At 55.9% G+C, this 26,344-nt stretch carries 25 protein-coding genes; 11 read left to right on the top strand and 14 right to left on the bottom strand.

Features of this window, described 5'->3' with window-relative positions:
- Positions 1 to 411: 411 nt before the first annotated feature.
- From FDK21_RS04275 to FDK21_RS04250, 6 genes are all read right to left on the bottom strand, one after another.
- Positions 412 to 1,014: a MarR family winged helix-turn-helix transcriptional regulator gene (locus tag FDK21_RS04275; protein ID WP_114009028.1), complete on the bottom strand. Its 603-nt coding sequence runs from the start codon at positions 1,012 to 1,014 to the stop codon at positions 412 to 414.
- A 123-nt stretch (positions 1,015 to 1,137) separates the two neighbouring features.
- The gene (locus tag FDK21_RS04270) at positions 1,138 to 2,433 is read right to left on the bottom strand and encodes an RsmB/NOP family class I SAM-dependent RNA methyltransferase (RefSeq protein ID WP_138147596.1); all 1,296 of its coding nucleotides are present in this window, start codon (positions 2,431 to 2,433) and stop codon (positions 1,138 to 1,140) included.
- 96 nt (positions 2,434 to 2,529) lie between these two features.
- Positions 2,530 to 3,501 carry a zinc transporter ZntB gene (locus tag FDK21_RS04265; RefSeq protein WP_171021938.1) on the bottom strand — a complete coding sequence of 324 codons (972 nt, stop codon included), beginning with the start codon at positions 3,499 to 3,501 and terminating at the stop codon, positions 2,530 to 2,532.
- Between the two features lie 332 nt (positions 3,502 to 3,833).
- Positions 3,834 to 4,301, bottom strand: a complete 468-nt coding sequence (locus tag FDK21_RS04260; protein WP_138147595.1) for a hypothetical protein — start codon at positions 4,299 to 4,301, stop codon at positions 3,834 to 3,836.
- 332 nt (positions 4,302 to 4,633) lie between these two features.
- Positions 4,634 to 6,133 (bottom strand): IMP dehydrogenase, encoded by a 1,500-nt coding sequence (guaB, locus tag FDK21_RS04255; RefSeq protein WP_114009034.1) that lies wholly within the window; start codon positions 6,131 to 6,133, stop codon positions 4,634 to 4,636.
- Between the two features lie 193 nt (positions 6,134 to 6,326).
- A complete protein-coding gene (locus FDK21_RS04250) occupies positions 6,327 to 6,602 on the bottom strand; it encodes a hypothetical protein (RefSeq protein WP_138147594.1) in 276 nt (91 codons plus the stop codon).
- 409 nt (positions 6,603 to 7,011) lie between these two features.
- Here FDK21_RS04250 and FDK21_RS04245 point away from each other — a divergent pair, with 409 nt between their 5' ends.
- The 3 genes from FDK21_RS04245 (at position 7,012) to FDK21_RS04235 (ending at position 9,688) form a co-directional block, all read left to right on the top strand.
- Positions 7,012 to 7,602 carry an SCP2 sterol-binding domain-containing protein gene (locus tag FDK21_RS04245; protein ID WP_114009036.1) on the top strand — a complete coding sequence of 197 codons (591 nt, stop codon included), beginning with the start codon at positions 7,012 to 7,014 and terminating at the stop codon, positions 7,600 to 7,602.
- 159 nt (positions 7,603 to 7,761) lie between these two features.
- Positions 7,762 to 8,742, top strand: coding sequence for a peptidase U32 family protein (locus FDK21_RS04240; RefSeq protein ID WP_138147945.1), 981 nt, complete (start codon positions 7,762 to 7,764; stop codon positions 8,740 to 8,742).
- Between the two features lie 16 nt (positions 8,743 to 8,758).
- Positions 8,759 to 9,688, top strand: coding sequence for a U32 family peptidase (locus FDK21_RS04235; protein WP_138147593.1), 930 nt, complete (start codon positions 8,759 to 8,761; stop codon positions 9,686 to 9,688).
- A gap of 180 nt (positions 9,689 to 9,868) precedes the next feature.
- Here FDK21_RS04235 and FDK21_RS04230 read toward each other — a convergent pair whose 3' ends face one another.
- From FDK21_RS04230 to gatC, 7 genes are all read right to left on the bottom strand, one after another.
- Positions 9,869 to 10,135: an SEL1-like repeat protein gene (locus tag FDK21_RS04230; RefSeq protein WP_114009038.1), complete on the bottom strand. Its 267-nt coding sequence runs from the start codon at positions 10,133 to 10,135 to the stop codon at positions 9,869 to 9,871.
- A 485-nt stretch (positions 10,136 to 10,620) separates the two neighbouring features.
- The gene (locus FDK21_RS04225; protein WP_198662870.1) at positions 10,621 to 11,082 is read right to left on the bottom strand and encodes a GNAT family N-acetyltransferase; all 462 of its coding nucleotides are present in this window, start codon (positions 11,080 to 11,082) and stop codon (positions 10,621 to 10,623) included.
- 382 nt (positions 11,083 to 11,464) lie between these two features.
- Positions 11,465 to 12,028, bottom strand: a complete 564-nt coding sequence (locus tag FDK21_RS04220) for an NnrU family protein (RefSeq protein WP_138147592.1) — start codon at positions 12,026 to 12,028, stop codon at positions 11,465 to 11,467.
- A gap of 240 nt (positions 12,029 to 12,268) precedes the next feature.
- Complete coding sequence (gene gatB / locus FDK21_RS04215) at positions 12,269 to 13,732, bottom strand: Asp-tRNA(Asn)/Glu-tRNA(Gln) amidotransferase subunit GatB (RefSeq protein WP_138147591.1); 1,464 nt, start codon at positions 13,730 to 13,732, stop codon at positions 12,269 to 12,271.
- A gap of 61 nt (positions 13,733 to 13,793) precedes the next feature.
- On the bottom strand, positions 13,794 to 14,138 hold the full coding sequence (locus FDK21_RS04210; protein ID WP_138147590.1) for a chorismate mutase: 345 nt from the start codon (positions 14,136 to 14,138) through the stop codon (positions 13,794 to 13,796).
- A 9-nt stretch (positions 14,139 to 14,147) separates the two neighbouring features.
- The gene (gene gatA / locus FDK21_RS04205; protein WP_114009042.1) at positions 14,148 to 15,620 is read right to left on the bottom strand and encodes an Asp-tRNA(Asn)/Glu-tRNA(Gln) amidotransferase subunit GatA; all 1,473 of its coding nucleotides are present in this window, start codon (positions 15,618 to 15,620) and stop codon (positions 14,148 to 14,150) included.
- Between the two features lie 135 nt (positions 15,621 to 15,755).
- Entirely contained in the window at positions 15,756 to 16,043 is a 288-nt protein-coding gene (gatC, locus tag FDK21_RS04200; RefSeq protein WP_114009043.1) for an Asp-tRNA(Asn)/Glu-tRNA(Gln) amidotransferase subunit GatC, read from the bottom strand.
- A 297-nt stretch (positions 16,044 to 16,340) separates the two neighbouring features.
- Between gatC and FDK21_RS04195 the strand changes: the two genes are divergently transcribed.
- The 7 genes from FDK21_RS04195 (at position 16,341) to dprA (ending at position 22,954) form a co-directional block, all read left to right on the top strand.
- The gene (locus FDK21_RS04195) at positions 16,341 to 16,922 is read left to right on the top strand and encodes an NADPH-dependent FMN reductase (protein ID WP_138147589.1); all 582 of its coding nucleotides are present in this window, start codon (positions 16,341 to 16,343) and stop codon (positions 16,920 to 16,922) included.
- Positions 16,923 to 17,070: 148 nt separating this feature from the next.
- Positions 17,071 to 17,538 (top strand): Holliday junction resolvase RuvX, encoded by a 468-nt coding sequence (ruvX, locus tag FDK21_RS04190; protein WP_246657507.1) that lies wholly within the window; start codon positions 17,071 to 17,073, stop codon positions 17,536 to 17,538.
- A gap of 135 nt (positions 17,539 to 17,673) precedes the next feature.
- Positions 17,674 to 18,615, top strand: a complete 942-nt coding sequence (locus FDK21_RS04185) for an AEC family transporter (RefSeq protein ID WP_138147587.1) — start codon at positions 17,674 to 17,676, stop codon at positions 18,613 to 18,615.
- A 130-nt stretch (positions 18,616 to 18,745) separates the two neighbouring features.
- Positions 18,746 to 19,693 (top strand): aspartate carbamoyltransferase catalytic subunit, encoded by a 948-nt coding sequence (locus FDK21_RS04180; RefSeq protein ID WP_114009047.1) that lies wholly within the window; start codon positions 18,746 to 18,748, stop codon positions 19,691 to 19,693.
- A 12-nt stretch (positions 19,694 to 19,705) separates the two neighbouring features.
- Positions 19,706 to 21,013 (top strand): dihydroorotase, encoded by a 1,308-nt coding sequence (locus FDK21_RS04175; RefSeq protein ID WP_138147586.1) that lies wholly within the window; start codon positions 19,706 to 19,708, stop codon positions 21,011 to 21,013.
- Between the two features lie 73 nt (positions 21,014 to 21,086).
- The gene (gene plsY / locus FDK21_RS04170; protein WP_114009048.1) at positions 21,087 to 21,752 is read left to right on the top strand and encodes a glycerol-3-phosphate 1-O-acyltransferase PlsY; all 666 of its coding nucleotides are present in this window, start codon (positions 21,087 to 21,089) and stop codon (positions 21,750 to 21,752) included.
- The gene (dprA, locus tag FDK21_RS04165; RefSeq protein ID WP_246657483.1) at positions 21,749 to 22,954 is read left to right on the top strand and encodes a DNA-processing protein DprA; all 1,206 of its coding nucleotides are present in this window, start codon (positions 21,749 to 21,751) and stop codon (positions 22,952 to 22,954) included. Before plsY ends, dprA begins: the two co-directional genes overlap by 4 nt.
- Before the next feature lie 115 nt (positions 22,955 to 23,069).
- Here the strand turns inward: dprA and FDK21_RS04160 are convergent, their stop codons facing one another.
- Positions 23,070 to 23,264 (bottom strand): hypothetical protein, encoded by a 195-nt coding sequence (locus FDK21_RS04160; protein WP_138147585.1) that lies wholly within the window; start codon positions 23,262 to 23,264, stop codon positions 23,070 to 23,072.
- Positions 23,265 to 23,639: 375 nt separating this feature from the next.
- On the opposite strand from FDK21_RS04160, the gene topA reads away from it, so the two are divergent.
- The gene (gene topA / locus FDK21_RS04155; RefSeq protein ID WP_138147584.1) at positions 23,640 to 26,309 is read left to right on the top strand and encodes a type I DNA topoisomerase; all 2,670 of its coding nucleotides are present in this window, start codon (positions 23,640 to 23,642) and stop codon (positions 26,307 to 26,309) included.
- Positions 26,310 to 26,344 lie beyond the last annotated feature (35 nt).

Here is a 26,344-nt window from a genome sequence, read left to right as displayed (position 1 = left end):
GCATTCGGTCAGTCACCGCAATGCGATCAAATGAGTGGGGGCCTGTCGGCATTCATCCCCTAAGCATTTCACGCGATCACGACCACCTCAAGCAACAACAAGGAAACCAAACGCAAAATCGAAGAATACTTAACCTTAGATATAACAACTATCGATCAATTATTCACACATACGATACGCAACAATAGTTATTGATCAAAATCATGAGATTAAAATTTCATAACAGTCGGAGTTTATTGTAATTTTATTTCATTGACCTCAATCAATACGCATTTTTATCAATGACTGCAGCCCAATCCCACGTCACTTTTGCATTTCAAAACCACGCCCCCCCAGAATCAGAAAACCCGGCCTACAAGCAAACCGGGTTGATACCGCACAAAAAGAGCAGCGACGCGCGATGAGAGAATCTCAGGCCAAGGTTTTGAGCAACTGGGACAGACGAATGCGATCCTGCACATTCATGCCCTTCAAGAGGTCGCTTTCCATTTCCATCACCAGATGGCCAATTTCTGAGGCCACATCGCGGCCCTTCTTGGTCGGCTTGAGAACCACCAACCGCTTGTCGCGCTTGTTCACTTCACGCTTGATCAGCTTGCGATCTGTCAGGCGTTTGGCGGCACGGGACACAGCCACCGTATCCAGCAGCGTTTTTGGCTCCACTTCACGCACAGAGACCGCCCCCTCGCGTGACAAGGAAGCCAGCACCTGCCATTCAGCAAGGCTCATATCCCACTCTTCCAATAGCATCTTGCTCATCCGGCGAGACAAGCCTTGCGCCACTTCCAGAATGCGATAGGGCAGGAAATTTTCAAGCGTGAAAGCCTCGTCATTGGCCAGCGCCGTAGCCGGACGGCTTTTTGCTTTTGCGCCAGACTTGGCCGCAGACTTTGCCTTGGGCAGCAAGGGCTCCAGGTCCGCAGGCTCCTCCAACGCAAGCTTTGGCTGCGGCGGGGCCATGTCCGGCAAAGTGTCGAACATCGAAACCTGCACGGCATCTCCGGCTTTGGCCATGGCTTCATTCCCTCTCGAAAACAAAAAAGATCACGAGTCGTGGTTTACCCCAGCCTCGCGATCTTTTCAATTCACTGGATATGATATCAGACGAAGTTACTGACAGAAAACAGCAAAATTAACCTACTCAGGACGCCGCTCCAGCACCGAGAAGAAAAAGCCATCGGTCTGGGTCGAGGCCGGCGTCAAGGTCACGCTCATCATGTCAGAGGACCAAGGCTTGGGCGCGTCAAAGCCATAAAGATCCTGCCAGACCTCACCAGCCGAGACCAACTCGAAATCGGGATTATTTTCAATGAAATGATAGATCTGGTCTTCATTTTCCGCCGCCAGCACCGAGCAAGTGATATAGACCAGATAGCCACCGGGGCGAACAAACTGGCGCGCTTGTGCCAGCGCCAACTGCTGCTCTTCCACCCGTTTGCCGAGCTGCTCTTCGGTCAGCTTCCATTTGGTTTCCGGGCGACGACGCCACGTTCCGGTTCCGGTGCAAGGCGCATCCACCACCACGCGATCCATCCGACCAAGCAAATCATCCAACGCACCGTCATTCGGCGTCCGGGTCTGGGCGTTGCGGACGCCAGCCCGCGTCAGCCGATCAACAATCGGCGCAAGACGCGAAGCGTCCGCATCATAGGCGTAGATCTGGCCTTTATTCTCCATCTGCGCGGCCATGGCCAGCGTCTTGCCGCCACCACCGGCACAATAATCAAGCACCTGCTCACCGGGCCGCGGGTAAATCAGGCTGGACACGATCTGACTGCCTTCATCCTGCACTTCATAAAAGCCCTTGCGGAAGGCCGGATCGCCCTGAATATTCGGCTGGCGCGAATCCCCCTTGCCTGCCGGGAAGCGCAGGCAATCCTTGCCCAGAGCCGTGCGGCGCGGATTGAAGCGCGACAGCTCCTTTTCCACCTTCTCGATGCTGGTCTTGAGGCGATTGACCCGGATATCAACCGGTGGCCGCTGGGAAAAGGCCCGGGCCTCCAGCAAAGCCTCCTCTTGGAAGGCTTCCATGAAGCTCGCTTCGAGCCATTCAGGAATGTCGCCACGCACCCAGAAAGGGGCGTCTTTCATCGATTTGGCTTGAATGGCCGCTATCTCGGCCTCACTCAGAGGGGCTGGCGCATGATTGTCATCGGCAATCAAGGCGTTCAAAGCCTCGACATCCTTGTTCCAGTCAAAGGCCATCGTCGCCAGTGCCAACGCGCGCGGGGTCTCTTCGCCCATTTTCCAAGCATGCGAGGCGCGCGACCGTAAGGCATCATAGACAATATTGCCAATTGCCGAACGGTCGCCCGAACCGGCAAAGCGGTGATTGCGTCCCCAATCCTTCAGCGCCTCGGCCACAGGACGCTTGCGCCCTTCCACCTCTTCCAGCACTTCGATAGCAGCTTGCAGTCGACCACCCAGCTTCATTGTCTTTTCCTATGAAATAGTCTTGTTCCAAGTCACGCAGGTATAAGAGAGACCGTCGCCAATGCCAAGTGAAAAACGACACAAAACAGCAGCTTTCTAAAACCACTTGAGCCACTTGAAAATGGCGACCTGCAGCGCGACGAGCCCTGCCAGCAGGCCGAGGAAAATCCAGAAGGCTGATCCACTCTCCGCCCCCGGAATGCCACCGATATTGATGCCCAGCAGGCCGGTCAGAAAACTCAGTGGCAGGAATATCGCCGTGATCACGGACAGCACATACATTTGCCGGTTCAATCGGTCCGCCAGCGCATGGGCAATCTCGTCCTTGACGATCTGACAGCGCTCACGAATGGCGTCCAGATCCTCCACATAGCGGGTGACATGGTTATAGGATTCCTGAAAATGCCGAAGGTGCCGATCACCGAGCCAGTCAATATCCGCCAGCAAAAGCAAATCAATCGCATCGCGCTGTGGCACCAGATAGCGCCGAAAGGCAATGGCCTGACCACGCACGTCGACAATCTGCTCTCGCAGGGATACATCCGGCGTCACCAGAACCTGTTCTTCGATCGCATCCGTCGCATCATCCAGCGCTGACAAGGTCGGCTCAAGCCGCTGGATCAGACGCTTGCACAACATGCTGAGAAACTGTCCCGTATCCTTCGGCCCCTTGCCCGACTGCAGCAAAGCTTCAAGATCACCAACCGCCCGCACCCGCTCGTGGCTGACACAAATGATGCGGCTCGGCTCAGCCCAGACGCTGACCGACACCATGTCTTCCGGCTCCTGCCCGTCATTGAGGTTGACCCCGCGCAGCATCAGCAAAACACCATTATCAATCTGCGTCATCCGGGGCCGTGTCTCGACATCGAGCAAGGCATCAAGCACCAACAGATCAAGCTTAGGAAAGGCTGCTTTCAATCCGTCTCGGGCTTCCGGTCTGGAGCCATCAAAATGCAGCCAAACCAACCCGTCGACCTGATCCAGCCCCACCAATTTATCCTGCGCCAAAGGCGTTGCGCCGCCTGCACCATCCAGCAAAAAGGCCCGCAAAATATGCTCGCTCATCAAAGACACCTCATTGATCGCGCAAAGGAACTCGGCTCACCCTAACAGGCCTATGCGGGTTCGACATCCCGGAAAAAATCCAGAAACGACAAAGTAGCCGCCGCACTAGCACCTGCCCCCCAAATCACCATTCTAAAAAAGATCTCAAAACTTCTACGCGAATGGCGGGTGTGCGGGACAAGAGGACGGCGTTTGATCGATCGCGAGATGCAACAAATCTCACCGTCCCATGCCTTGAGAAGAACTGCCTGTAGATGATACCTAAATAGGCGGTCGTTTCAGGACGGTTCATCCCCTTGCAATTTCAATCCACTTGGACTGCGCCAGATTTGCTACAAACAGGTATTTACGTCTTTCTTGATGATCTTTTCCCAGTCTTCACCCAAAGTGCCTCTGGCGTCGACGCCACCGGATCCTTTAGGAAGAAGACGTACAGCAAGACCTTGGCTAAAGAATCCACCGTATAAAGGATCACCTCCATAGTAGGTCGTATTCGCTGAGCCAAACACGCTGTTGCCGACAACAGTTCCGTTCATTGTGGTGTTGCTATAAACTGGCGTATGGCCGATAAGCCTCACGTCACTGTGCTGGCGAGAGTCCAAAATGGCAAATTCATCATAACCACGTCTGATGGTCTCAATGGCAGCCATCTTAAGTGCGACCTTTTGGGCGCCTGACTGACCACAATCAGAGTCTGTGCTTGTGGTAATTATGATCGTATTTTTGTTAACAGGCATGACGGATGAAGACGCACAGCCCGCAAGCAATACCAAACATCCTATGGTGAAAATCTGCTTCATGAACGAACCACTCCCAAAATTGAATGCAACCCTAACCAGGGATTAAAGATTTTCAAACCTGCAACCTTAAGAATCAACAAGCAAAGCGTCGCGATAAAAGGTATGAACAGTTCGCACGAGTATTCTAAGCACCTTGCACGCGTTCCTGCCCCCGCTCAACCAACACGCGACACATGGCAAGTTTCATTTAAGTATTCCCCCGCACCCCTACGCGCTCGATTTTTCTCTACATTGTCACTTATCCGAAAGAAGAAACAAAAGAGCCAATAGAAACATAGGCTCGTTGGCCTAAATCCTATTGGCTTTTTTAGCATTGCAAGAGCGAATGAGTCTTAGCTCACGCCGCCATAGTTCGGGCTTTCGCGGGTGATCGTGACGTCGTGTGCGTGGCTCTCACGCAAGGAGGCCGAAGAGATGCGGACGAATTTGGCGCGCTCTCGGAACTCGGCCAGATCTTTTGAGCCGGTATAGCCCATGGCCGCCCGAAGGCCACCAGCCAACTGGTGCAGAACCGCTGCAACCGGGCCTTTATACGGCACTTGACCTTCCACGCCTTCGGGCACGAGCTTGAGATTGTCGCGCACTTCGGCTTGGAAATAGCGGTCGGCGGAGCCGCGCGCCATGGCACCAACAGAGCCCATGCCGCGATAGGATTTGAACGAACGGCCCTGATAGAGATAAACCTCTCCGGGGCTTTCGTCGGTGCCAGCCAACAGCGAGCCAACCATGCCGACCATCGCACCACCGGCCAGAGCTTTGGCCAGATCGCCCGAGAATTTGATGCCACCATCCGCAATGGTCGGCACGCCAGCCTCTGCTGCAGCAGCCGAGCAATCCATCACGGCGGTCAACTGAGGCACACCAACGCCAGCGACAATCCGGGTGGTACAGATCGAGCCCGGCCCGATGCCGACCTTGACCGCATCCGCCCCTGCATCAATCAGCGCCTTTGTGGCACTCGCTGTGGCCACGTTACCGGCAATCACCTGCACATTGTTGCTTGCCTTCTTGATCCGGGTCACAACATCAAGCACTGCCTGGCTGTGACCATGGGCGGTATCCACCACCAAAGCATCAACCTCGGCATCAATCAGCGCCTCGGCCATCTCGAACCCCTTGTCACCCACGGAGCAAGCAGCGGCCACACGCAGACGGCCTTGCGCATCCTTGCAGGCATTGGGGTTGAGACGGGATTTTTCGATATCCTTCACGGTGATCAGACCGATGCAGTGATATTTGTCATCGACCACCAGCAACTTTTCGATACGGTGTTGGTGCAGCAGCCGCTTGGCTTCTTTCTGCGACACCTGCTCGGTGACGGTGATGAGATTGTCGCGGGTCATCAGCTCATAGACGCGCTGCTCGGGATCGGAGGCAAAGCGCAGATCGCGGTGGGTCAGAATACCGACGAGACGGCCCGTCTTCTCGCCATCCTTGGTGCCTTCGACCACAGGCACGCCAGAAAAGCCATATTGCTTGGTCAGGGCCTTGGCTTCCTCCACCGTATAGTCCGGTGTGATGGTTAGCGGATTGACGACCATGCCGCTTTCGAATTTCTTGACCTGACGGACCTGCTCGGCCTGCTCTTCAAGGGACAGATTCTTGTGAATCACACCCATACCGCCAGCCTGCGCCATGGCAATCGCCATTTTGGCTTCAGACACGGTGTCCATTGCGGAGGACAGGATCGGCAAGCTGAGTTCAATTTCCTTGGTCAGCCGCGTGGTGATATTCACCTCGCCGGGCATCACGATGGAATGATCTGGCTGAAGCAGAACGTCGTCAAACGTCAGCGCTTCGCGACCGGTGGAAGGTTCAAGGATGATGGCCATGTCAACAGTCCTCTGAGTTTGGTTTGCCATGCCGGGAGGGAGGGGACAAACGCGGTGCCAAAAGGAAAATGCCTCTATGGAGCCTGCCAGAATACTGCAAAACAGGAGCCATTTGATCAGAAGCGATTTGATAGAAGTTGACGCTGGTCACTACCATGCTTGCTGGCCTTTGCCTAGCAAAATCATGACTCTGTCATTTCTTTTGCCCCAGCAAAAATAGCCTGCGTCCAAAATGCAAAAAATCAGGCCACAGCAGCGCAATATCCGAAAAGTTTCGCACCTCATCCTGATAAGGAACACCAAGAAACGTTGCCGCCAAAGCAACGCCTGTTGATAAATTGCGAACACTTGTCGTCCCCAACCGCCTAAGCGGTGCCAAATGCCCTTGGGCACGCCTGACGAGGGTGACACCGCTCACCTGAAGGAAGATTTCAACACGCCAAAAGGCGAAGCACAAAGTGCGCCCCAATCCCCCACCTTTCCGTCGGGGAACCGGGCATGATGCAAGCTCGCCAGTCTGAGCGGCAAGGGCTTCGTGAAGGCGGCTCGAGCAAGCCATCGGCGGATCTACGGTTTTCTGCGCTTTATTGCGGGAAACGCGGCAAAAGGACGATTGGCCAACCCCTCTCCAAACCTCAGCCAGCCCTGTGTCTGGCCGCTCGGACGCAACAAAAGGCCATAACCGGAAGAACTAAGGGAATTTACGTGCGCCATTTTGGCGCAGGTGGCGATGATTTTTGTCATTCAAAACCTGCTATTTGTCGCCAAGATGAGCATTCCAATGCGCAGTCCGAAGGCCCCTCAGGATAGCCTCGCCAGGGTTGCGATTGTCTGCATCTCGAAGACAGCCCGCAATCCGGGACTGAGGAGATACGATAATGACTGACGGAACGGTGCGTTCTTTCCCCCCATGCGTCGCACGCCTGACCCAGTTTTTGCCCCTGATGCCACTTGAACGCCTGATTGCTGGCGCGGCCAACCGGATTGCCTACGAGCATCCGGAATTCTTTGAGCGTCTGGGCGACTATGCCGAAAAGTGTTTTGTGGTGGTGCCGACAGATCTCGACTGGATCGCCTGTCTGACCTTCTATAATGAACGCGTCCAGATTCGCCTCTCACGCTCGATTGATGCCTTCCCGAACCGGGATGTCACCGTCTCAGCTCCCTTCATGTCCCTGCTCGATCTGATGGATGGCGAGGAAGATGGCGATGCCCTGTTCTTCTCGCGTGATCTGACCATCGAAGGCGACACCGAAGCCGTGCTGGCCCTGCGCAATGCGCTCGATGATGCGGAAATCGACTTCATCCACGAATGCGCCCAGATGGCGGGCAAGTTGTCCCGTCCCGTTGAATCCGGCGGCAAGGCCATTCTGGAAACCCTGCGCAACGGCTCCTTCACGACGGCAGCCCGGCAGGCCAATGACAATGCAATGGTGATGGAACCAATGCATGGGGTTTATCCGACCTAAGCCATTCCATTCACCGGGCATCAAGACCCGGTAGGACAAGAAACAGCCCGCATGGCCCGCACGTTTTTCGACGTTGCGGGCATGCGATCATCTGGATCCCGAAAAAGGGTTCAAGGACCAGATCTGCAGTTACCAGGAGGAGAGATGACCCAGAAAGCCATGGAACTGGTTTGCCCAGCAGGCACCCCTGCCGCCCTGCGCACGGCCGTTGACGCCGGTGCCGACACCGTTTATTGCGGCTTCCGCAACGAAACCAATGCCCGCAACTTTCCCGGCCTCAACTTCTCGACCAAGGAACTGCATCAGGGCATCGATTATGCCGCCGCGCGCGGCTCCAAGGTGCTGGTCGCGGTCAACACCTTTGCACAAGCCGGCAAGACCGACCTCTGGCGCGAGGCCATTGATGAAGTCGCCGCGTCCAATGCCCATGCGATCATCCTCGCCGATCTGGGCATGCTCGACTATGCCGCAACCAAGCATCCGGATTTGCGCGCTCACCTGTCGGTACAGGCCGCTGCGGCCAATGCGGACATGATCAATTATTATGCGGATGAGTTCAACGTCAAACGGGTTGTCCTGCCGCGTGTCCTCACGGTGCAGGAAATCGCCGCGATCAATGCAGAAATCACCTGCGAGACCGAAGTCTTCATCTTTGGCGGCTTGTGTGTGATGGCAGAAGGGCGTTGTTCCCTCTCCTCCTATTGCACCGGCAAGTCTCCCAACATCAATGGCGTCTGCTCGCCTCCGGGTTCGGTCAAATATGAAGATCGTGGCTCCCATCTGGAAAGCACGCTTGAAGGCATCACCATCAACCAATATCCCAAGGGGGAAGCCGCCGCCTATCCGACCCTTTGCAAGGGCCGGTTCGAAAGCGATGGCGAAGTGGGCTATGTGTTTGAAGATCCGGTGAGCCTGAATGCCGCCCATCTGCTGCCCCAGCTGCAACAGGCAGGCGTCACAGCTTTGAAGATCGAAGGCCGCCAGCGCGGCAAGGCCTATATGGCGCAGGTTGTCAAAAGCTTCTGCACCGCGGTGGATGCGGTTGCCACCGGGCGTAGCGTCGATCTCGATGCCATTCTGGCACCACTGACCGAGGGCCAGAAGACCACCAAAGGCTCCTACCAGAAAACCTGGCGCTAAGGGAAAGGACCCGGCAATGAAACATACCGAACTCACCCTTGGCCCTTGCCTGTTCAACTGGTCTGAAAGCGACTGGCGCGATTTCTATTTCAAGGTTGCTGACGAAGGCGACTTCGATCTGGTCTATATTGGCGAGCCGGTCTGCTCCAAGCGCTTGCCCTTCCGCAACAAGGTGCTGCCCGACATTCTCGAGCGGATGGAAAGTGCTGGCAAGAAGGTCATCATTTCCACGCTTGCGCTGGTGACCACCAAGCCCGAGCGCAAGAACCTGCAGGAACAGTGCGAGCAGGATATGTGGATGGTCGAAGCCAATGACCTGACCGCCCTCGCCTTTTTGAAGGGCCGCGACTATGTGGTCGGCCCCTATATCAACATCTATAACGAGGCAACCATCCGTTCGCTCGCCAGCCGGGGTGCTGTGCGGTTTGTGCTGCCAGCAGAAGTGCCGGCCGAAACCACGGCCCAATTGATCAAGGCGGCTCCTGAGCCAGCCTATGAATTGCAGGTCTTCGGGCGGCTGCCGCTGGCCTTGTCAGCCCGCTGCTATCACGCCCGTCTGCATCATCTGTCCAAGGACAGTTGTCGCTTTGTCTGCGAAGTGGATCCCGATGGCCGCGACGTCAAGAGCCTGACCGGGCAGGATTTTCTGGCGGTGAATGGCATCCAGACCATGTCCCATGGCAGCCAGCTCTTGCTCGACGAACTGCCTGCCTTGGCAGAAGCCGGGGTCAACGCCTTCCGTCTGTCCCCCCATACCGGTGACATGCTGGCGGTCGGAGAAACCTTCCGTGCTTTCACGCAAGGCAACATCGATGCGTCCGAGGCGCGCGCCAAAATCACCGAGCTGATGCCAAACCACGATTTCGTCAATGGATTTATCCATGGCCAGCCGGGGATGCAGCAGGTGGAACAGGCGCTGGATCTAGGGACAGACACGCCTCATTAGGGCGTGGTTTTATCAAAGGCATCAGGACAACAAAAAACGGGCACCAGACATCTGGTACCCGTCACTCAAACTTACACATTGGCCACCGTCCGGTGCTGGAACCTTCACTTTGGTTCGCCGTCCTGAAACGCAGTCGCTCGTTTCCGGGCGGAGATCACCCCTTCGGGCAATCGGACAGGCTTAGTGCAGACGCATCCACTCACGTGCTTCACGCTGGGCGCGGGAAATTTCAAGCGTCGACATCTCGAATGTCAGTTCCTGCCGACGGATCGCTGCGTCACGGTTGCCTTTCATGGCGGCAAGATTGAACCATTTGTGTGCTGCCACCAGATCCGGCTCACCCTGTTCGCCAACTGCGAAAGACAGCCCCAACTGGAAGAAAACTTCGCCACTGGCATCAAGACCAACACCATTCAGCTCTGAAATTTCATATTCTACTCTAGCCATTTTACATCCCCATTTCTGGATATCTGCCAGACCCGTCCAAGGTCCGATTGCCGTGGGCGTTTGCCCGTCCTCATGAGATCAATGGTGTAAGAAATCCCTCAATTCGACGTAAATTTCCTTGGTTACCGCAATGAAAACAAAAGGTTACAAGTTCCTGAAGCTAACTTTTCAGTAACCTAGAAATCGGCAGAAAGCTGCGGGGCGTGAAGAAAACTTGAAGAGAATGTGAGCATTCGAGGTAACCATTGGGAAACCATGCGAACGCTTTTCAACAAGACAGCCCTAAGCAAAAGCAACAAGGGACAAAGGGCGCATCCCAAAAGTTAGGCGCAGGCGAAAGACTGCAAAAACTGGCAAAAGCAAAGAAAAACCCCTGCAATCCTGCGATTGCAGAGGTATCCAAAAAATCCATACCACCATGAGGGTCGCTTGTTGGCCACAAATGGCGCAAGGCAGACACTCAGACCAATAACGACCAGAGGCCGTTAAAGACTCATCTTGTAGCCGATATGGGTCGCTTCAAAACCGAGTTGATCATAGAAACGCTGGCTATCGCCGCGGGTCTTCGACGTGGTCAGCTGCAGGATCGCGCACCCATCAGCCTTGGCCTTGTCCATCGCCCAGGCAAACATCTGCTTACCAAGACCACGGCCACGGAAATAGGAGTGAATACGCACAGCTTCGATCTCGGCGCGTTTGGCTGCCATCACCGACAGGCCGTGCATATAGACCAGCTGGAAGGTGCCCACCACCGCACCGACTTCGTCACAGGCGACAAAGATCGAATTGTTGGCATCCGCGGAGATTGCGTCAAATGCTTCATAATAGGGGGTGAGATCAGCGTCATTCTCACGGTCTTTGCCGATAACGTCGTCAATCAGCATCGACACGATAGCAGGGACATCTTTTCGTTGCGCTTCCCGAATTTCAATCTGAAACACAATCATAACTCCTTCAAAAGCGTGCCCGGAGGATCGGCACAGGCTATCATGTGGATTCTCCCATCAATGCTCTCCCTTAAGGAGAAGCCGATAGGCAAGTCGGCTTTTCTTTAGCCGACTTCTTATACGATAGTCTTGTCATAAGTCATGTCGACCCACAGAGGAGTACAAAAAACGGGTATTTTTCTCGCAAAATTTGCACACTTGTCTCTGAGTTCGACGATTTGTGCCAATTTGCCAGCGCAAGCTGTAGTCTTCCTGACAGAGAAAGAGAAATTGGTCCTATTATACGCTTAAATAACAGGCCCAAAACAAAGCGCGCCCAAGCAACTCACACCGAGTTACTCAGACGCGCATCAAAGATCAAAGACTATCGCCGGTAGCGATGCTAGAACAGGGCAATACCGGTAAAATAGGGATGGGCAAAAACAAGACCGATATAGAGCACCACCGAAATGACCAGCAGTCGGAGCTCCCGCATCCAGCTCCAGGGGTCCGGTGGACGATAGGCCCCATCGCGTCGATTGATGCCGACGATCGAAATCAGCGCCCAGACAACCATCCCCCCAAACAGCACCAGCGAGCGCGGGTCATTATTGACCAGCAAATGGCCAGTGCCCCAGACAATGACACCGGTCAACATGGGATGACGAATGACACGGCGAATGCGACTCTGCCCCTTGGCAGCCCCAAACAGAATGATTGCGGCGAGAATGAAGGCATAGGTGACGTGCCGCAACGAATAGCCACCAGCAAACAGCTCTTCCCCAGCAACCGAGCTGCGCCAGCCCATCACCATTAGCCCGATTGAGCCGAACATCAACAGACTGAACAGCCCACGATATGGCCCCTCGCCTAGTTTGGACTGAAATCCAGCGCGCATGGTTGGCGCAAAGATGGGTAAGAAGTGGAGCACTGACCAAAGCAGCACCCCCAAAACAAGCAAAGTCATTGATTGGTCCCCCAATGGTCCTGAAACCGCAAGTGATCGCCAGCAAGAGGAAGAACTGCTAGGCCACCTAATTAGTTATCGCAATAACGATAAACAAGTTACCAAAGAGAAGCATCCCCCTCTTGCTTTCTATCCAAGACAAATTTGGCGTGACTGTCCAGACACAATCGTGCATAGAAAAAGGCGCGGAATGTCTCCCGCGCCCTTGTCAGCAATGAATGATTAGACTGACTGCAAAGTTTAGATGCCAAGCTTGTCTTTCAGGATCTGGTTGACCGCTTGCGGGTTGGCTTTGCCCTGCGAAGCCTTCATCACCTGACCGACGAACCAGCCAATCAGGCCCGGCTTGTCCTTGACCTTCTCGACCTGATCGGGATTGTTGGCGATGATGTCGTCGACAATGGCTTCAATCGCGCCGGTGTCGGTCACCTGCTTCATGCCGTTGGCTTCCACCACCTCGGCAGGGTCGCCCCCGTCGGTCCAGACGATTTCAAACAGATCCTTGGCGATCTTGCCGGAAATATCGCCCGCCTTGATCAGATCGACAATCTTGCCCAGCTGGTCAGCGGAAATCGGGCTGGCATCAATGTCGAGACCTTCCTTGTTCAGACGACCAAGCCATTCATTGATCACCCAATTGGCAGCAAGTTGGGAATCACGACCATTGGCCACTTCTTCAAAGAAGTCAGCCAGACGCTTGGAAGCGACCAGAACCGACGCATCATAAGGCTTCAGGCCCAACTCGGAAATGAAGCGTTCGCGCTTGTCATCTGGCAGCTCGGGCAGCCCCTGACGCAAGGCATCCACATAGGCATCGTCAAATTCCAGCGGCAGCAGATCAGGATCCGGGAAGTAGCGATAATCATGCGCTTCTTCTTTCGACCGCATCGAGCGGGTTTCGCCCTTTTTCGGATCGTAAAGACGGGTTTCCTGATCAATCGAGCCGCCATCCTCAAGGATTGCAATCTGGCGACGGGCTTCATACTCGATCGCCTGACCGATGAAACGGATCGAGTTCATGTTCTTGATCTCGCAGCGGGTGCCGAATTCATCGCCCGGACGACGCACAGACACGTTGACATCGGCCCGCATCGAGCCCTGCTCCATATTGCCGTCAGACGTGCCAAGATACCGCACGATGGTCCGCATCTTGGTCATGTAGGCCTTGGCTTCCTCTGACGAGCGGATATCAGGCTTGGAGACGATCTCCATCAAAGCCACGCCGGAGCGGTTCAGATCAACAAAGGACATGGTCGGATGCTGGTCATGCATCGACTTGCCCGCATCCTGTTCCAGATGCAACCGCTCAACGCCCACTTCGATCCGCTCGCCATCCAGCATGTCGAGAATGACAATACCTTCGCCAACAATCGGATCCTTATATTGCGAGATCTGATAGCCCTGCGGCAGATCGGGATAGAAATAGTTTTTGCGGTCAAAGACCGAGCGATTGTTGATCTCGGCCTTCAGGCCAAGACCGGTCCGGATCGCCTGACGCACACATTCCTCGTTGATCACAGGCAGCATGCCGGGCATGGCTGCATCAACGAAGCTCACATGGTCGTTGGCCGCGCCACCGAACTCGGTGGAGGAACCAGAAAAGAGTTTTGCCTCGGAGGCGACCTGCGCATGGATTTCCATGCCAACGACCACTTCCCAGTCGCCCGTCGCCCCTTTGATCAATTTGCTGGACGCTTCAGCCATATTTTCGTCCTCAGCTATGGGAGCGCGTTGCCGCTGCTCCTCACTCAATAGATAACAGCACTCAATCGGTGCCGGATGTCTCTTGTTTGTCTGCCTGAATGGCCGCGATGGCCACTGTCTCATAATCGATATTGAGGTCGATCAGTTGCTCCCAGAATTCCATATAGAGATCTGGTGGCAGATCATGGTCTTCAAGCGCGGCCAACACCTTGTCCAGAACATCCTTGACGCGCCAGTCAACCCGCGCCTCGTTGGGGTCTGTCTTGATGTGGGCCATCCGCCGGATATAGCCGTCGCGCTGTTTGAACAACGCGATCAGCTCCCGGTCGACCCGGTCGATTTCCTCACGAATATGAGCACGTTCAGTGCAGTCTTCAGGCTTTCTCATCGCCTTTTGATCTTTCAATCTCGGCTCCTACCACCACTTGGCTGGCGCTTCCATGATGCCAGCGGCATCTTCCAGAACGCCCGCTGCGCGGAACAGGGTTTCCTCATCGAATGCCTTGCCGATCAGTTGCAGCCCCATCGGCAAGCCCTCAGCCGACTTGCCAGCAGGCACCGCAATGCCCGGCAGACCAGCCATATTCACAGTCACAGTGAAGATGTCGTTGAGATAGTTCTGTACCGGATCAGTCACCTCACGGCCCAACTCAAAGGCAGCCGATGGGGTAGCTGGCGTCAGGATGGTGTCGACGCTTTCGAACGCTTTCTCAAAGTCCTGCTTGATCAGCGTGCGGATCTTTTGGGCGCGCAGATAATAGGCATCATAATAACCAGCGCTCAGCACATAGGTGCCGATCAGGATACGACGCTTGACCTCGGAGCCAAAGCCAGCGGCGCGGGTCTTTTCATACATGTCGACGATGTCATCACCGGGAACGCGCAGACCGTATTTCACGCCGTCATAACGGGCAAGGTTGGACGAAGCCTCAGCCGGTGCCACGATGTAATAGGCTGGCAGGGCATATTTGGTCATTGGCAGGGAGATATCGACAATCTCCGCCCCGGCTGCTTTCAGCCAGTCAATCCCCTGCTGCCAGCAGGCATCCACCTCTGCAGGCATGCCGTCGACGCGATATTCTTTGGGAATACCAATGCGCATGCCGCGAATGTCGCCGGTCAGCGCGGCTTCATAATCGGGCACAGGCAGGTTGACGCTGGTGGTGTCTTTCGCATCAACCGACGCCATCGACTTCATCAAAATGGCAGAATCGCGCACGGTGCGGGTGATTGGTCCGGCCTGATCAAGCGAGGAGGCAAAGGCAATCATGCCCCAGCGCGAACAACGGCCATAGGTTGGCTTCATACCGACCGTACCGGTAAAGGCAGCAGGCTGGCGGATCGAACCACCGGTGTCCGAGGCAGTTGCAGCCGCACAAATGCGTGCCGCCACAGCCGCAGCCGAGCCACCTGAAGACCCGCCGGGCACCCGGTCAATGTCTTCACCCGTCGCACGCCAAGGGTTTTTAACCGGGCCGAAATAGCTGGTCTCGTTAGCAGATCCCATGGCAAACTCGTCCATATTGAGCTTACCGAGCATAACGGCGCCATCGTCCCAGAGGTTTTGCGTCACGGTGCTTTCATATTCCGGCGTGAACTTGTCCAGAATATGCGAGCAGGCCTGTGCGCCGACACCCTTGGTGCAATAAAGGTCCTTGATCCCGAGTGGAATGCCTTCCAGTGCGCCAGCTTCGCCCTTGGCGATGCGCGCATCAGACGTCTTTGCCATTTCAAGCGCCTTTTCCGGCGTCTTGATGATATAGGCATTGAGCGCATCAGCTGCGTCAATCGCGCTCAAGTAGCTCTGGGTCAACTCGGTTGCGGTAAATTCTTTTTTTGCCAGCCCGTCGCGGGCCTCTGCAATTGTCAAAGCCGTGAGATCTGTCACTCTGGCTTCCTCATCACTTTGCAGGAAGGTCGTCCGTAAGCCCCAAGGCCTCTATCGTCCGAACAATCCCGATCCATCTCATTTAAGGGTTCGCCAAGACTTGCCGCCCAAACGGGGACAAGCACCTGAAAGGGTCTATTCGATGACCTTTGGAACCATGAAAAAATTGTCTTCGGACATGGGCGCATTGGCCACGACGCGGTCGGCATAGTGGCCGTCGGAGATCACGTCGTCCCGCTTCTTCATTTCCTGATCGACAACGGCAGTCATCGGAACCACATTATTGACATCCACTTCATTGAGCATCTCGACCCAATCGAGAATGGAGTTCAGTTCACCCTTGAGGTTCTCCGCCTCTTCTTCTGTAACGGACAGGCGGGCGAGACGCGCCACGCGCTTGACCGTATCCTTGTCAATTGACATGAATGCAAGCCTTCCAAATGAAAGGTCCGGCGCACGTCTTGAAAAAACGCAGACAGCAGCCCGGACATACTATGAGTCTCATCTCACTCATCAAGGGCTATAGCATTGCTGAAGAAAGGGGTGCAACTCCCCAACGGTCCAAAGCCCGCACGAAAGTCACCATGGCATCAAGGAATATGCCGATTTTCCCCATTTGCTATTCTCTTGCCACAAAAAGCCGAAGACAGCGCGCTCAGAATCGGGACAAGAAGAAGGCAAATCGATATCCCCCTTACCCGCCCGAACAAGGTCTTTGCGATGCCATCGCCAACCTCACAGCGATCCGTTCCGCTTCGCCTCCTCGCCATTTCCGGGAGTGCACGTCAGGAATCGACCAACACTGCGCTGCTCCACGCCGTCCGCAAAGCAGCCCCTGAGGGCATCAATGTCACGGTCTTTGATGCGTTGGGTACATTGCCCGTCTTCTCACCCGACCTTGAAGCCAATCCATTGCCCCCTTCCGTTGCCGCCTTCATGTCAGCAGTGGAAACCTGTCACGGCATCATCATATCCAGTCCCGAATATGTCCGCACCCTGCCCGGCGGCCTTAAAAATGCCATTGATTGGCTTGTATCCGGCGAGCAGATCATCGACAAACCAGTAGCGCTCTTGCATGCCTCCCACCGGGGAGATGACATGCTCGCCACCTTGCGGCTGGTGCTCTCAACCATAACCAGTCGATTTGAACCAGACATCTTCGAACGCTTCGCACTGATGAAGGCTTCTCCCGATGAAATAGCCCATATCATGCGCGCGCCGGAACAAAAAGCCAGAATACAGACCTATCTCACTTCCTTTGCCAACGCCTGTGAAACGACCAAAGACGAATTAATCGGTTGAACCAACAGGCTCAACAAGCCACAACACTGCAATCAAGGCATTCCAGCAACGAGAGACCCAGCACATGGCCCGCAAGAAGAAGAAAAAAGCGCCGATTGACATTCCGCTGCATGACCTGATCGCCGGATTGAAACCCGGCGAGCGGCTGATGGGACTTGATCTGGGCACCAAAACCATCGGCGTTGCCGTGTCAGACACTGGTCGGATGATCGCCAGTGCCGCTGAGACCATCCAGCGCAAAAAATTCTCGCTCGATGCCGAACGGATGATGGTTCTTTGCAAGGAGCATAATGTCGGTGGCTTCATTCTGGGCATGCCGCTCAATATGGACGGCTCTGAAGGTCCACGCGCTCAGGCCACACGCGACTTTTACCTCTCCTTGCGGGATCTGTGGCGCGAGCGCGAAACGGATCCGATCCCCGTCACCTTTTGGGATGAGCGTCTTTCAACCGTCGCTGTCACCCGCACCCTGCTCGATGCCGATACCTCGCGTGCACGCCGTGACGAAGTGGTCGACAAAATGGCCGCCTCCTACATTCTGCAAGGCGCTCTGGACCGAGCGCGTCTGGCACCCGACCGGGGGACAGAAGACAATGACGGCCAACCTGAAGACTGATCAAAGAAGGCAATTGGTGGGCATTACAGACTTGCCGTAACCCACTGACCCCGGTACACAGGATCAAGCCTGTCGGGCCAGCCTTGTCCAATCGTCCCTCCGCCCTTTTGGTCCCCTTACCGTCCGGAATGCCCAATGCTGCTCATACTCGAAGCCATGATTCCCACCTTTTGCCTTGTTGCGCTGGGTCTCTATATCCGCCGCAGCGAAATGGTGCCGGAAAATCAGTGGAACGGACTGGAGACCCTTTCCTATTGGCTTTTCTTCCCGGCGCTCATCTTTCATTCGCTGGTCTCGGCGGATTTGAAGAATGTGCCTTTGGGCGAAATGGCCGGCGCGCTGATTACCACCCTCGTCGTGATGGCGCTGATTCTGCTGGTTGCCTACCCAATGATGAAGTCAGCCCTGTCGCTTGATGGTCCGGCCTACACCTCGATTTATCAAAGCGTGTTGCGCTGGAACGGTTTCATTGCCCTATCCATCGTCCAGAAAGCCTACGGCACCGATGCCATGGCTCTGGTTGCCGTTGCCATGGCCACGATGATTCCGGTGATCAATGTGATTGTCGTCACCATTCTTGCCACCTTCGCTTCCAAAACAAAGCCGCAAGTCGCCAGCGTTTTGATGAATATTCTCAAAAATCCGCTGATTTGGGCCTCCGCAGGCGGGCTGGTCTTCAACATGCTGGAAATCCCCATTTGGGACGCGATCGGCACCACCATCGAGGTCACCGCGCGCGCGGGGCTTGCCACTGGCCTGTTGATTGTCGGCGCAGGCCTCAAGCTGCGCTATCTCTTCCCGCCCAGCTTGTTCAACTGGATCGGCACCCTCTGGCGGCTGATTGCCATGCCAGCTCTGGCTCTTGGCGTCGGGCTGTTTTTTGGCCTTGAGGACGAAGTGCTCGAAATCGCCGTCATCTGCATGGCCGTACCAACCGCCATGAATGGCTATATTCTGGCCAAGAAAATGGGCGGCGACGCGGAATTGCTGAATGGCATGGTCACGCTGCAAACCGGCCTTGCCGTTCTGACCATTCCGTTATGGTTGCTGATCATCCGCAGTTTCATCACCGGATGACCCATGAAATGGGGCGATGCCGGGTTGATCAATTTTCAACGAGTCAAACGGTTTCTCACTCTTGCGGCCCGGAACGATTCCACCTATAGCTATACATCTAGCGAAAACCCCGAAACGCTAGGATAAAGACGTGGCATTTGCGCATCGCCATTTGCTCGGCATTGCCGGGCTGACCCCTCCCGAAATCACAGCTCTTTTGGAACTGGCACAGGAAGCCATTGCCGTTTCCCGACAGGTCGAAAAAAAGAAGGCCATTCTGAAGGGCCGCACCCAGATCAATCTGTTCTTTGAGGCCTCCACCCGCACCCAAAGCTCATTCGAGCTGGCAGGCAAACGCCTCGGCGCGGACGTCATGAATATGGCGGTCAAGAATTCCTCGGTCTCCAAGGGCGAAACCCTGCTCGACACCGCGCTGACCCTCGGCGCGATGAATCCGGACATTCTGGTCGTCCGCCATGGCGCCGCCGGTGCACCGCAATTGCTGGCCCGCAAGGTTGGCTGCTCGGTGATCAATGCCGGTGACGGAGCCCACGAGCACCCAACACAGGCCTTGCTCGACGCCTTGACCATTTTGCAGCACAAACCAAGCCTGCAAAATCTGGTGGTTGCCATTTGCGGCGACATTCTCCATTCCCGCGTAGCCCGCTCCAACATCCAGTTGCTCAATGCCATGGGCGCGGAAGTGCGGCTGATTGCCCCCTCCACCCTGCTGCCCGCCGATGTCGAGGCGCTCGGCGTCAAGGTCTTCCGCGACATGAAGAAGGGACTGGACGGCGCTGACGTGGTAATGATGCTCCGCCTGCAGCTCGAACGCATGAATGGCGCTTTCATCCCATCGGTGCGTGAATATTTCCACTTCTACGGCCTTGACGAAGACAAGCTGCAACATGCCGACAAGGATGCCATCGTGATGCATCCCGGACCGATGAATCGCGGCGTTGAAATTGACAGCTCGGTCGCTGATTCAGGACGCTCGGTCATCCACGAGCAAGTCGAAATGGGGGTCGCCGTCCGTATGGCGGTGATTGAATTGCTGGCCAAAAACAGCCTGGAACTTGGACCGGTTGAGGTGGAATAAGAGAGAATGATCATGCCAGACAGACAACAATCCGCCTTTGCCCTCACCAACTTGCATCTGATGGATCCATCGACCGGTCTCGATGAAAAAGGCGCCATCCTCGTCGAAGACGGCCGCATCAAGGCCATCGGCGCCAATGTGGCAGGCCAGCTTCCGACCGACATTTTGCGCGTGGATGGCCATGGCAAGGTTGCCGCGCCGGGCCTCGTCGACATGCATGTCACCACCGGTGAGCCGGGTGCCGAGCATCGCGAAACCCTCAGAAGCGCCAGCCGTGCAGCCGCAGCAGGCGGCGTCACCACCATCGCCACCATGCCCGACACCGACCCGGTGATCGACGATATCGCTCTGGTTGATTTCATCAAGCGCCGGGCTCGTGACACGGCCAGCGTCCATGTCGCCCCCTATGCAGCCATGACCAAGGGTCTCAATGGCAAGGAAATGACCGAAATTGGCATGATGCTGGAGGCGGGCGCCGTCGCCCTGACCAATGGCCGCCGGGCCATCACCAATGCCCAGGTCATGCGCCGGGTTATGACCTATGCCCGCGATTTCGATGCCCTCATTGTCCATCACCCCGAAGACCCGGATCTGGTCGGCAATGGGGTGATGAATTTGGGTGAAACCTCCACCCGACTTGGCCTTGCCGGCATTCCGGCCGAAGCCGAGACCATCATGGTGGCCCGTGACATCCGCCTCGCCCAGCTGACCGGCTGTCGCTACCATGCAAGCCAGATCAGTTGCGCCGAAAGCCTGGAAATCATCCGCCGCGCCAAGGATAAGGGTCTCGATGTTACCTGCGGTGTCTCGATCAATCATCTGACGCTGAATGAGAATGACATCGGCCTCTACCGTACTTTCTACAAAATGTCCCCGCCTTTGCGCAGCGAAGACGAACGGCTGGCGATGGTTGAAGGCGTTGCCGACGGCACCATCGATGTCATCCATTCCGCTCACGATCCGCAAGACGTTGACACCAAGCGCCACCCCTTCGCCGAATGCGCCGACGGTGCGGTTGGTTTGGAAACCATGTTGGCGGCCGCCATGCGTCTTGTTCACAGCGATCAGTTGAGCCTGATGCAGGCCTTCAAGGCTCTATCCACCACCCCGGCGGCTCTGCTGTCTCTGGATGCCGGCACTCTGAAACCGGGCAATCCGGCAGACATCATCCTGTTTGACCCGGATGAACCTTGGGTGATGGATCGCGATCTGCTGAAATCCCGCTCCAAAAACACAGCCTTCCACAAAGCGCGTCTATCCGGCCGGGTTTTGCAAACATACGTTGAAGGCCAGTTGGTTCACCATTACGATCCTTCTTGAGCCTGGCTCAACAGAATCAACATCGCGCCGGACCAACACGCTTGGCCCGGCCCCTTGCGCCTGAGGACAGACAATGCCCGATCCGATCAGCCTGACCTATTCCCTGCCCTACTATCTCATGGCGCTGGCATTCGGCTATATTCTGGGGTCCACACCCTTTGGCCTGTTGCTGACCAAATTTGCCGGGATGGGCGATGTCCGCAAAATCGGCTCAGGCAATATCGGCGCGACCAACGTGCTACGTACCGGCAGCAAGAAGTTGGCCTTTTTCACCCTGCTCGGTGATCTGCTCAAAGGCACCATTCCCGTTGTCATCGCTGCCCAGTGGGGTCCGGAAACTGCCAATCTGGCCGCCATCGGGGCCTTCCTTGGTCATCTCTTCCCCTTTTGGTTGAAATTCAAGGGTGGCAAAGGCGTCGCAACCTATCTCGGCGTGCTGCTCGGCCTCTATTGGCCCGCCTTCCTGCTGTTTGCCTTCACTTGGCTCGCGGCCGCTTTCATCACACGCTATTCGTCCCTGTCTGCCCTGATTGCCAGTGGCATGATGCCCTTTGCTCTGATGGGCTTTGGCGAATGGCAGATGGCAGAAGTCTTTGCGGTGCTAACGGCTCTTTTGTGGGTGAAACACAAAGCCAATATCAATCGCCTCTTAAACGGCACCGAAAGCAGGATCGGCGGCAAGAACAAGTCCGAGACCGACAGCGAGTCCGAACCGGCCACCGACGGACCGGACGCATGAACCGGACCGATCCCGCCATGGCAGAGACCGCATCCAATGCAACCTCGTTGCCATCTTCGGGAGATGTCTCCTCTGCCCTTCGCCTGAGCGACAAGCAACGCTTCGACTGGTTACAGCTAATTCGCTCGGCTAATGTTGGCCCAGCAACCTTTTATCAATTGCTGGCTCACTATGGCTCAGCCCGCAAGGCAATATTGGCGCTGCCTGACCTTGCCCGCAAAGGTGGCAGCAAACGGAAAATACAGATCGCGTCTGAAGCTGACATTGCCGAGGAGTGGCAACAGCTGCATCAGGCAGGAGCCCGTCTCGTGGCCCTTGGCGAAAAAGACTATCCGCAAGACTTGACGCAAATCCATGCCCCGCCGCCCCTCCTCACCATAATGGGCAACTGCGCTTGGGCGCAAAGGCAGACAATCGCCATTGTCGGTTCGCGCAATTGCTCTGCTGCCGGGCGGAAACTGACCGGGCAGATTGCCGCAGATCTGGGGGAGGCAGGCGTCACCATCGCCTCAGGGCTGGCGCGTGGCATCGATACAGCCGCCCACAAGGCAAGCCTTGAAACCGGCACCATTGCCGTTGTTGCTGGTGGTCTCAATCGCATCTATCCACCGGAAAACATCGATCTGGCTCACGCAATCGCCCAGCACGGCCTTTTGATTTCCGAAATGCCATGGAACTGGCAGGCCCGCAGTCAGGATTTTCCCCGCCGCAACCGGATCATTTCCGGCTTGTCCGCAGGCACGTTGATAGTGGAAGCCGCCAAGCGGTCCGGATCGCTGATCACTGCCCGCTATGCACTGGAACAGGATCGCGACGTGTTTGCCATACCCGGCTCTCCGCTCGACCCCAGAGCCGACGGTGGCAATCACCTGATCCAGCAAGGGGCCTGTCTTGTTTGTGACGCCAACGATATTCTGAGCGCACTGACAAACCGCCTACCACACGACCCCGCGCCCCTGCCTCTTGGTTTCAAGGAACCGGCTGATAATAAGGCGTATGCAGAGGACCAAGAAGAGGATGCGCTTTCGCCAGACCAGCGGGATCGCTTTGTTTCCAGCTTGTCGCCCACTCCAATCAGCGTCGATGAGTTGCTACGACAATCAGACCTGACCGCCTCACAAATCCAGATGCTTTTGCTGGAGCTTGATATTGCCGGGCGCCTCGAGCGCCATGGCAACCAGATGGTGTCCTTGCTCGGCTAAACGGTGATCCTCACCACCGCGCCCTGCTCCACTCTAGGTCGGCAATCTTTTTTGGACTGCCTCCGACGATCCATCAGAATAAAAGTCTGCCAAACATGCAGCAGCCGGCAAAGGCCTATTTACGCACCTGCTTAGCGATTTCCATGGCTTCAATCATGGCCATCTCCAACAGATAGACCAATAGAGCAAGCTCCTCCTGACGGGCCATCTCGGTCAATTCCTGCAAATGCGAACAAATATAGTCCGCTGTTTTGACTTTCCCCGTCCCTTGAGAAGACAAACCACCCACAACACTCAGCTTCTTTTCCATTGACTCCACCAAACCTGTCACATGAGCCAAATCCCAATGCGGCCCCCCATTCCGGTTTCGCATGTTTGACTGCTTCACGGGCGATACGGTTGCTGCATGACAGCAAGCCCCAGCCTTCATATCTCAACCTTACACGTTTAAAACTAAGTTGTATACAACCTTTTCACACCCAATAGGTTGTATATTCATTCGTCTCACCTGTGTGTGAAAGCCAAAATAGTTTGATCGAATTTGCTCAGAAGCCTTGACGTTCACGGGCTGAGCGGTCATTTGACAGAAAACAAATATAGTTGAATCAGGGACTCTCGCCACCAACCGACTGCAACCAGAGCAGCCAAAGTTTGGTGACTGGAGTGTTGTAAAGACAGGTTTCGCATGGACGTCGTCATCGTTGAGTCACCGGCCAAAGCCAAGACAATCAACAAGTATTTAGGCAAGAATTACAAGGTCATGGCATCCTACGGCCATGTTCGAGACCTGCCATCCAAAGACGGCTCCGTCCTGCCCGACGAAGATTTTGCAATGACGTGGGAAGCGGACGCAAAATCAAAGAAGCGTCTGTCCGACATTGCCGCAGCGGTCAAGGAATCCGACCGCCTCATTCTCGCAACTGACCCGGATCGCGAAGGGGAAGCCATCTCTTGGCATGTGTTGCAGGTGTTGAAAAACCGGCGCGGCGTTCTCAAGGACAAGCCCGTTCAGCGTGTGGTCTTCAACGCCATTACCAAACAATCCATTCTCGAGGCGATGGACCATCCGCGCGACATTGATGTGCCGTTGGTTGATGCCTATTTGGCCCGCCGCGCCCTTGACTATCTGGTCGGCTTCACCCTGTCGCCGGTTCTCTGGCGCAAGCTGCCCGGCGCCCGCTCGGCTGGACGCGTTCAATCGGTCGCCCTGCGCCTCGTTTGTCAACGCGAAGAAGAAATCGAACGCTTCGTGCCGCAGGAATACTGGTCCATTCTGGCGGACCTGCAAACCGCAGCTGGCGCCGATTTCCAAGCCCGCCTGACCGCTGTTGACGGCGAGAAGAAAGGCCGTCTGGACATCGCCACTGGCACGGAAGCGGCCGATATCAAGCAGTTGATCGAGCAATCGGGACTGACGGTCCGCTCGGTTGAAGCCAAGCCGGTGCGCCGCAATCCCTTTGCCCCCTTCACCACCTCGACCCTGCAGCAGGAAGCCTCGCGCAAACTGGGCTTTGCCGCCGCCCGCACCATGCAGATCGCCCAGAAGCTCTATGAGGGCATTACCCTTGGCGGCGAGACCACCGGTCTGATCACCTATATGCGTACCGACGGTGTGCAGATCGCGCCAGAAGCCATTGGCCCGATCCGCGATGCCATCGCAAGCGAATTCGGCAAGCAATATCTGCCCGAAAAACCGCGTGAATACAGCACCAAAGCCAAGAATGCGCAAGAGGCCCACGAGGCCATCCGCCCAACCGACATCAGCCGCCATCCCAAACAGATGGCATCTTATCTAGATGATGAGCAGCTCAAGCTCTACACGCTGATCTGGCGCCGCACCATGGCCAGCCAGATGGCCTCGGCCCAGATGGAACGCACCACAGTCGACATCACGGCCAGCAATGGCACCCGCAGCGCCGATCTGCGCGCCACCGGTTCCGTTGTCCGCTTTGATGGTTTCCTGACGCTCTATACCGAGACCAAGGACGATGATGACGACGAGGAAAGCAACCGCCTGCCACCAATGACCAATGGCGAGAGCTTGAAGCAAAAGGCCATCACATCGAGCCAGCATCACACCGAACCTCCCCCTCGTTTCACCGAAGCCACGCTGATCAAGCGGATGGAAGAACTCGGCATCGGCCGCCCTTCCACCTACACCGCGACCCTATCGGTCTTGCGCGATCGTGGCTATGTGACGCTCGACAAGAAGCGCTTGATCCCTGACTCAAAGGGCCGTCTCGTGACGGGCTTCCTGTCCAACTTCTTTGAGCAATATGTGCAATATGACTTCACCGCTGAACTCGAGGAAAAGCTCGACCGGATTTCTGCTGGTGAGCTCGATTGGAAAGATGTGCTGCGCGATTTCTGGAAGGAATTCGCCTCCCATGTCGACGGCACCAAAGAATTGCGCGTCTCGCAAGTGCTCGACACCCTGAATGAAGTGCTCGCTGCCTATGCCTTCCCACCCAAGGAAGACGGCACCGACCCGCGCGCCTGCCCGTCTTGCGACGATGGCCAGCTCAGCCTGAAAACCTCGCGCTATGGTGCCTTTGTCGGCTGCTCCAACTATCCGGACTGCTCCTACACCCGCCAATTGACCAAAGACGGCAATGGCGATCAGATTGCAGGGGCTGATGCAGGTCCAAAACTACTCGGCATCGACCCGGAAACCGATCTCGAAGTCACCCTGCGCACCGGTCGTTTCGGCCCCTATGTGCAGAAGGGTGAGGACAAGAAGCCGCCGCGCTCTTCCATTCCCAAAGGCTGGCCGCTCGACAGCATCGATCTGGAAAAGGCTTTGCAGCTGCTCTCCCTGCCCCGCGAAGTGGGCACACACCCGGAAGACGGCAAGATGATTTCCGCCGGTCTGGGGCGCTATGGCCCGTTCGTGCTGCATGATGGCACCTATGCCAATCTGCCAGGTGTTGACGACATATTCACCGTTGGGCTCAACCATGCAGTGACGCTGTTGGCTGAAAAACGGGCCAAAGGTGGTGGTCGCGCCACGGCCCAAGTCCTCAAGGATCTGGGCGAGCATCCTGATGGCGGCGCCATTGCGGTCAAATCCGGTCGCTATGGCCCTTATGTCAATCACGGCAAGATCAATGCCACGCTACCCAAAGACATGGACCCGCAATCTGTCACCGTTGAACAGGCTCTTGAGATGATTGCCGCCAAGGCAGGAGCAACCAAGAAAAAGGCTCCCACCAAGAAAGCAGCAGCAAAAAAGACAACGGCGAAAAAGACCACAGCAAAGAAAACGACAACGAAGAAGGCTCCGGCCAAAAAGACCGCAGCCAAGGCAAAAGACGCCGAACCGGCGGATGACAGCCCCCCCTTCGACGTCGACTGACGCTGACAGACAACAAGGCACAAAACGCCAAAAGC

The sequence above is a fragment of the Cohaesibacter sp. CAU 1516 genome (assembly GCF_005771485.1).
GTDB classification, from domain to species: Bacteria; Pseudomonadota; Alphaproteobacteria; order Rhizobiales; family Cohaesibacteraceae; genus Cohaesibacter; species Cohaesibacter intestini.
This window is presented reverse-complemented; position numbering and strand designations above follow the sequence as displayed.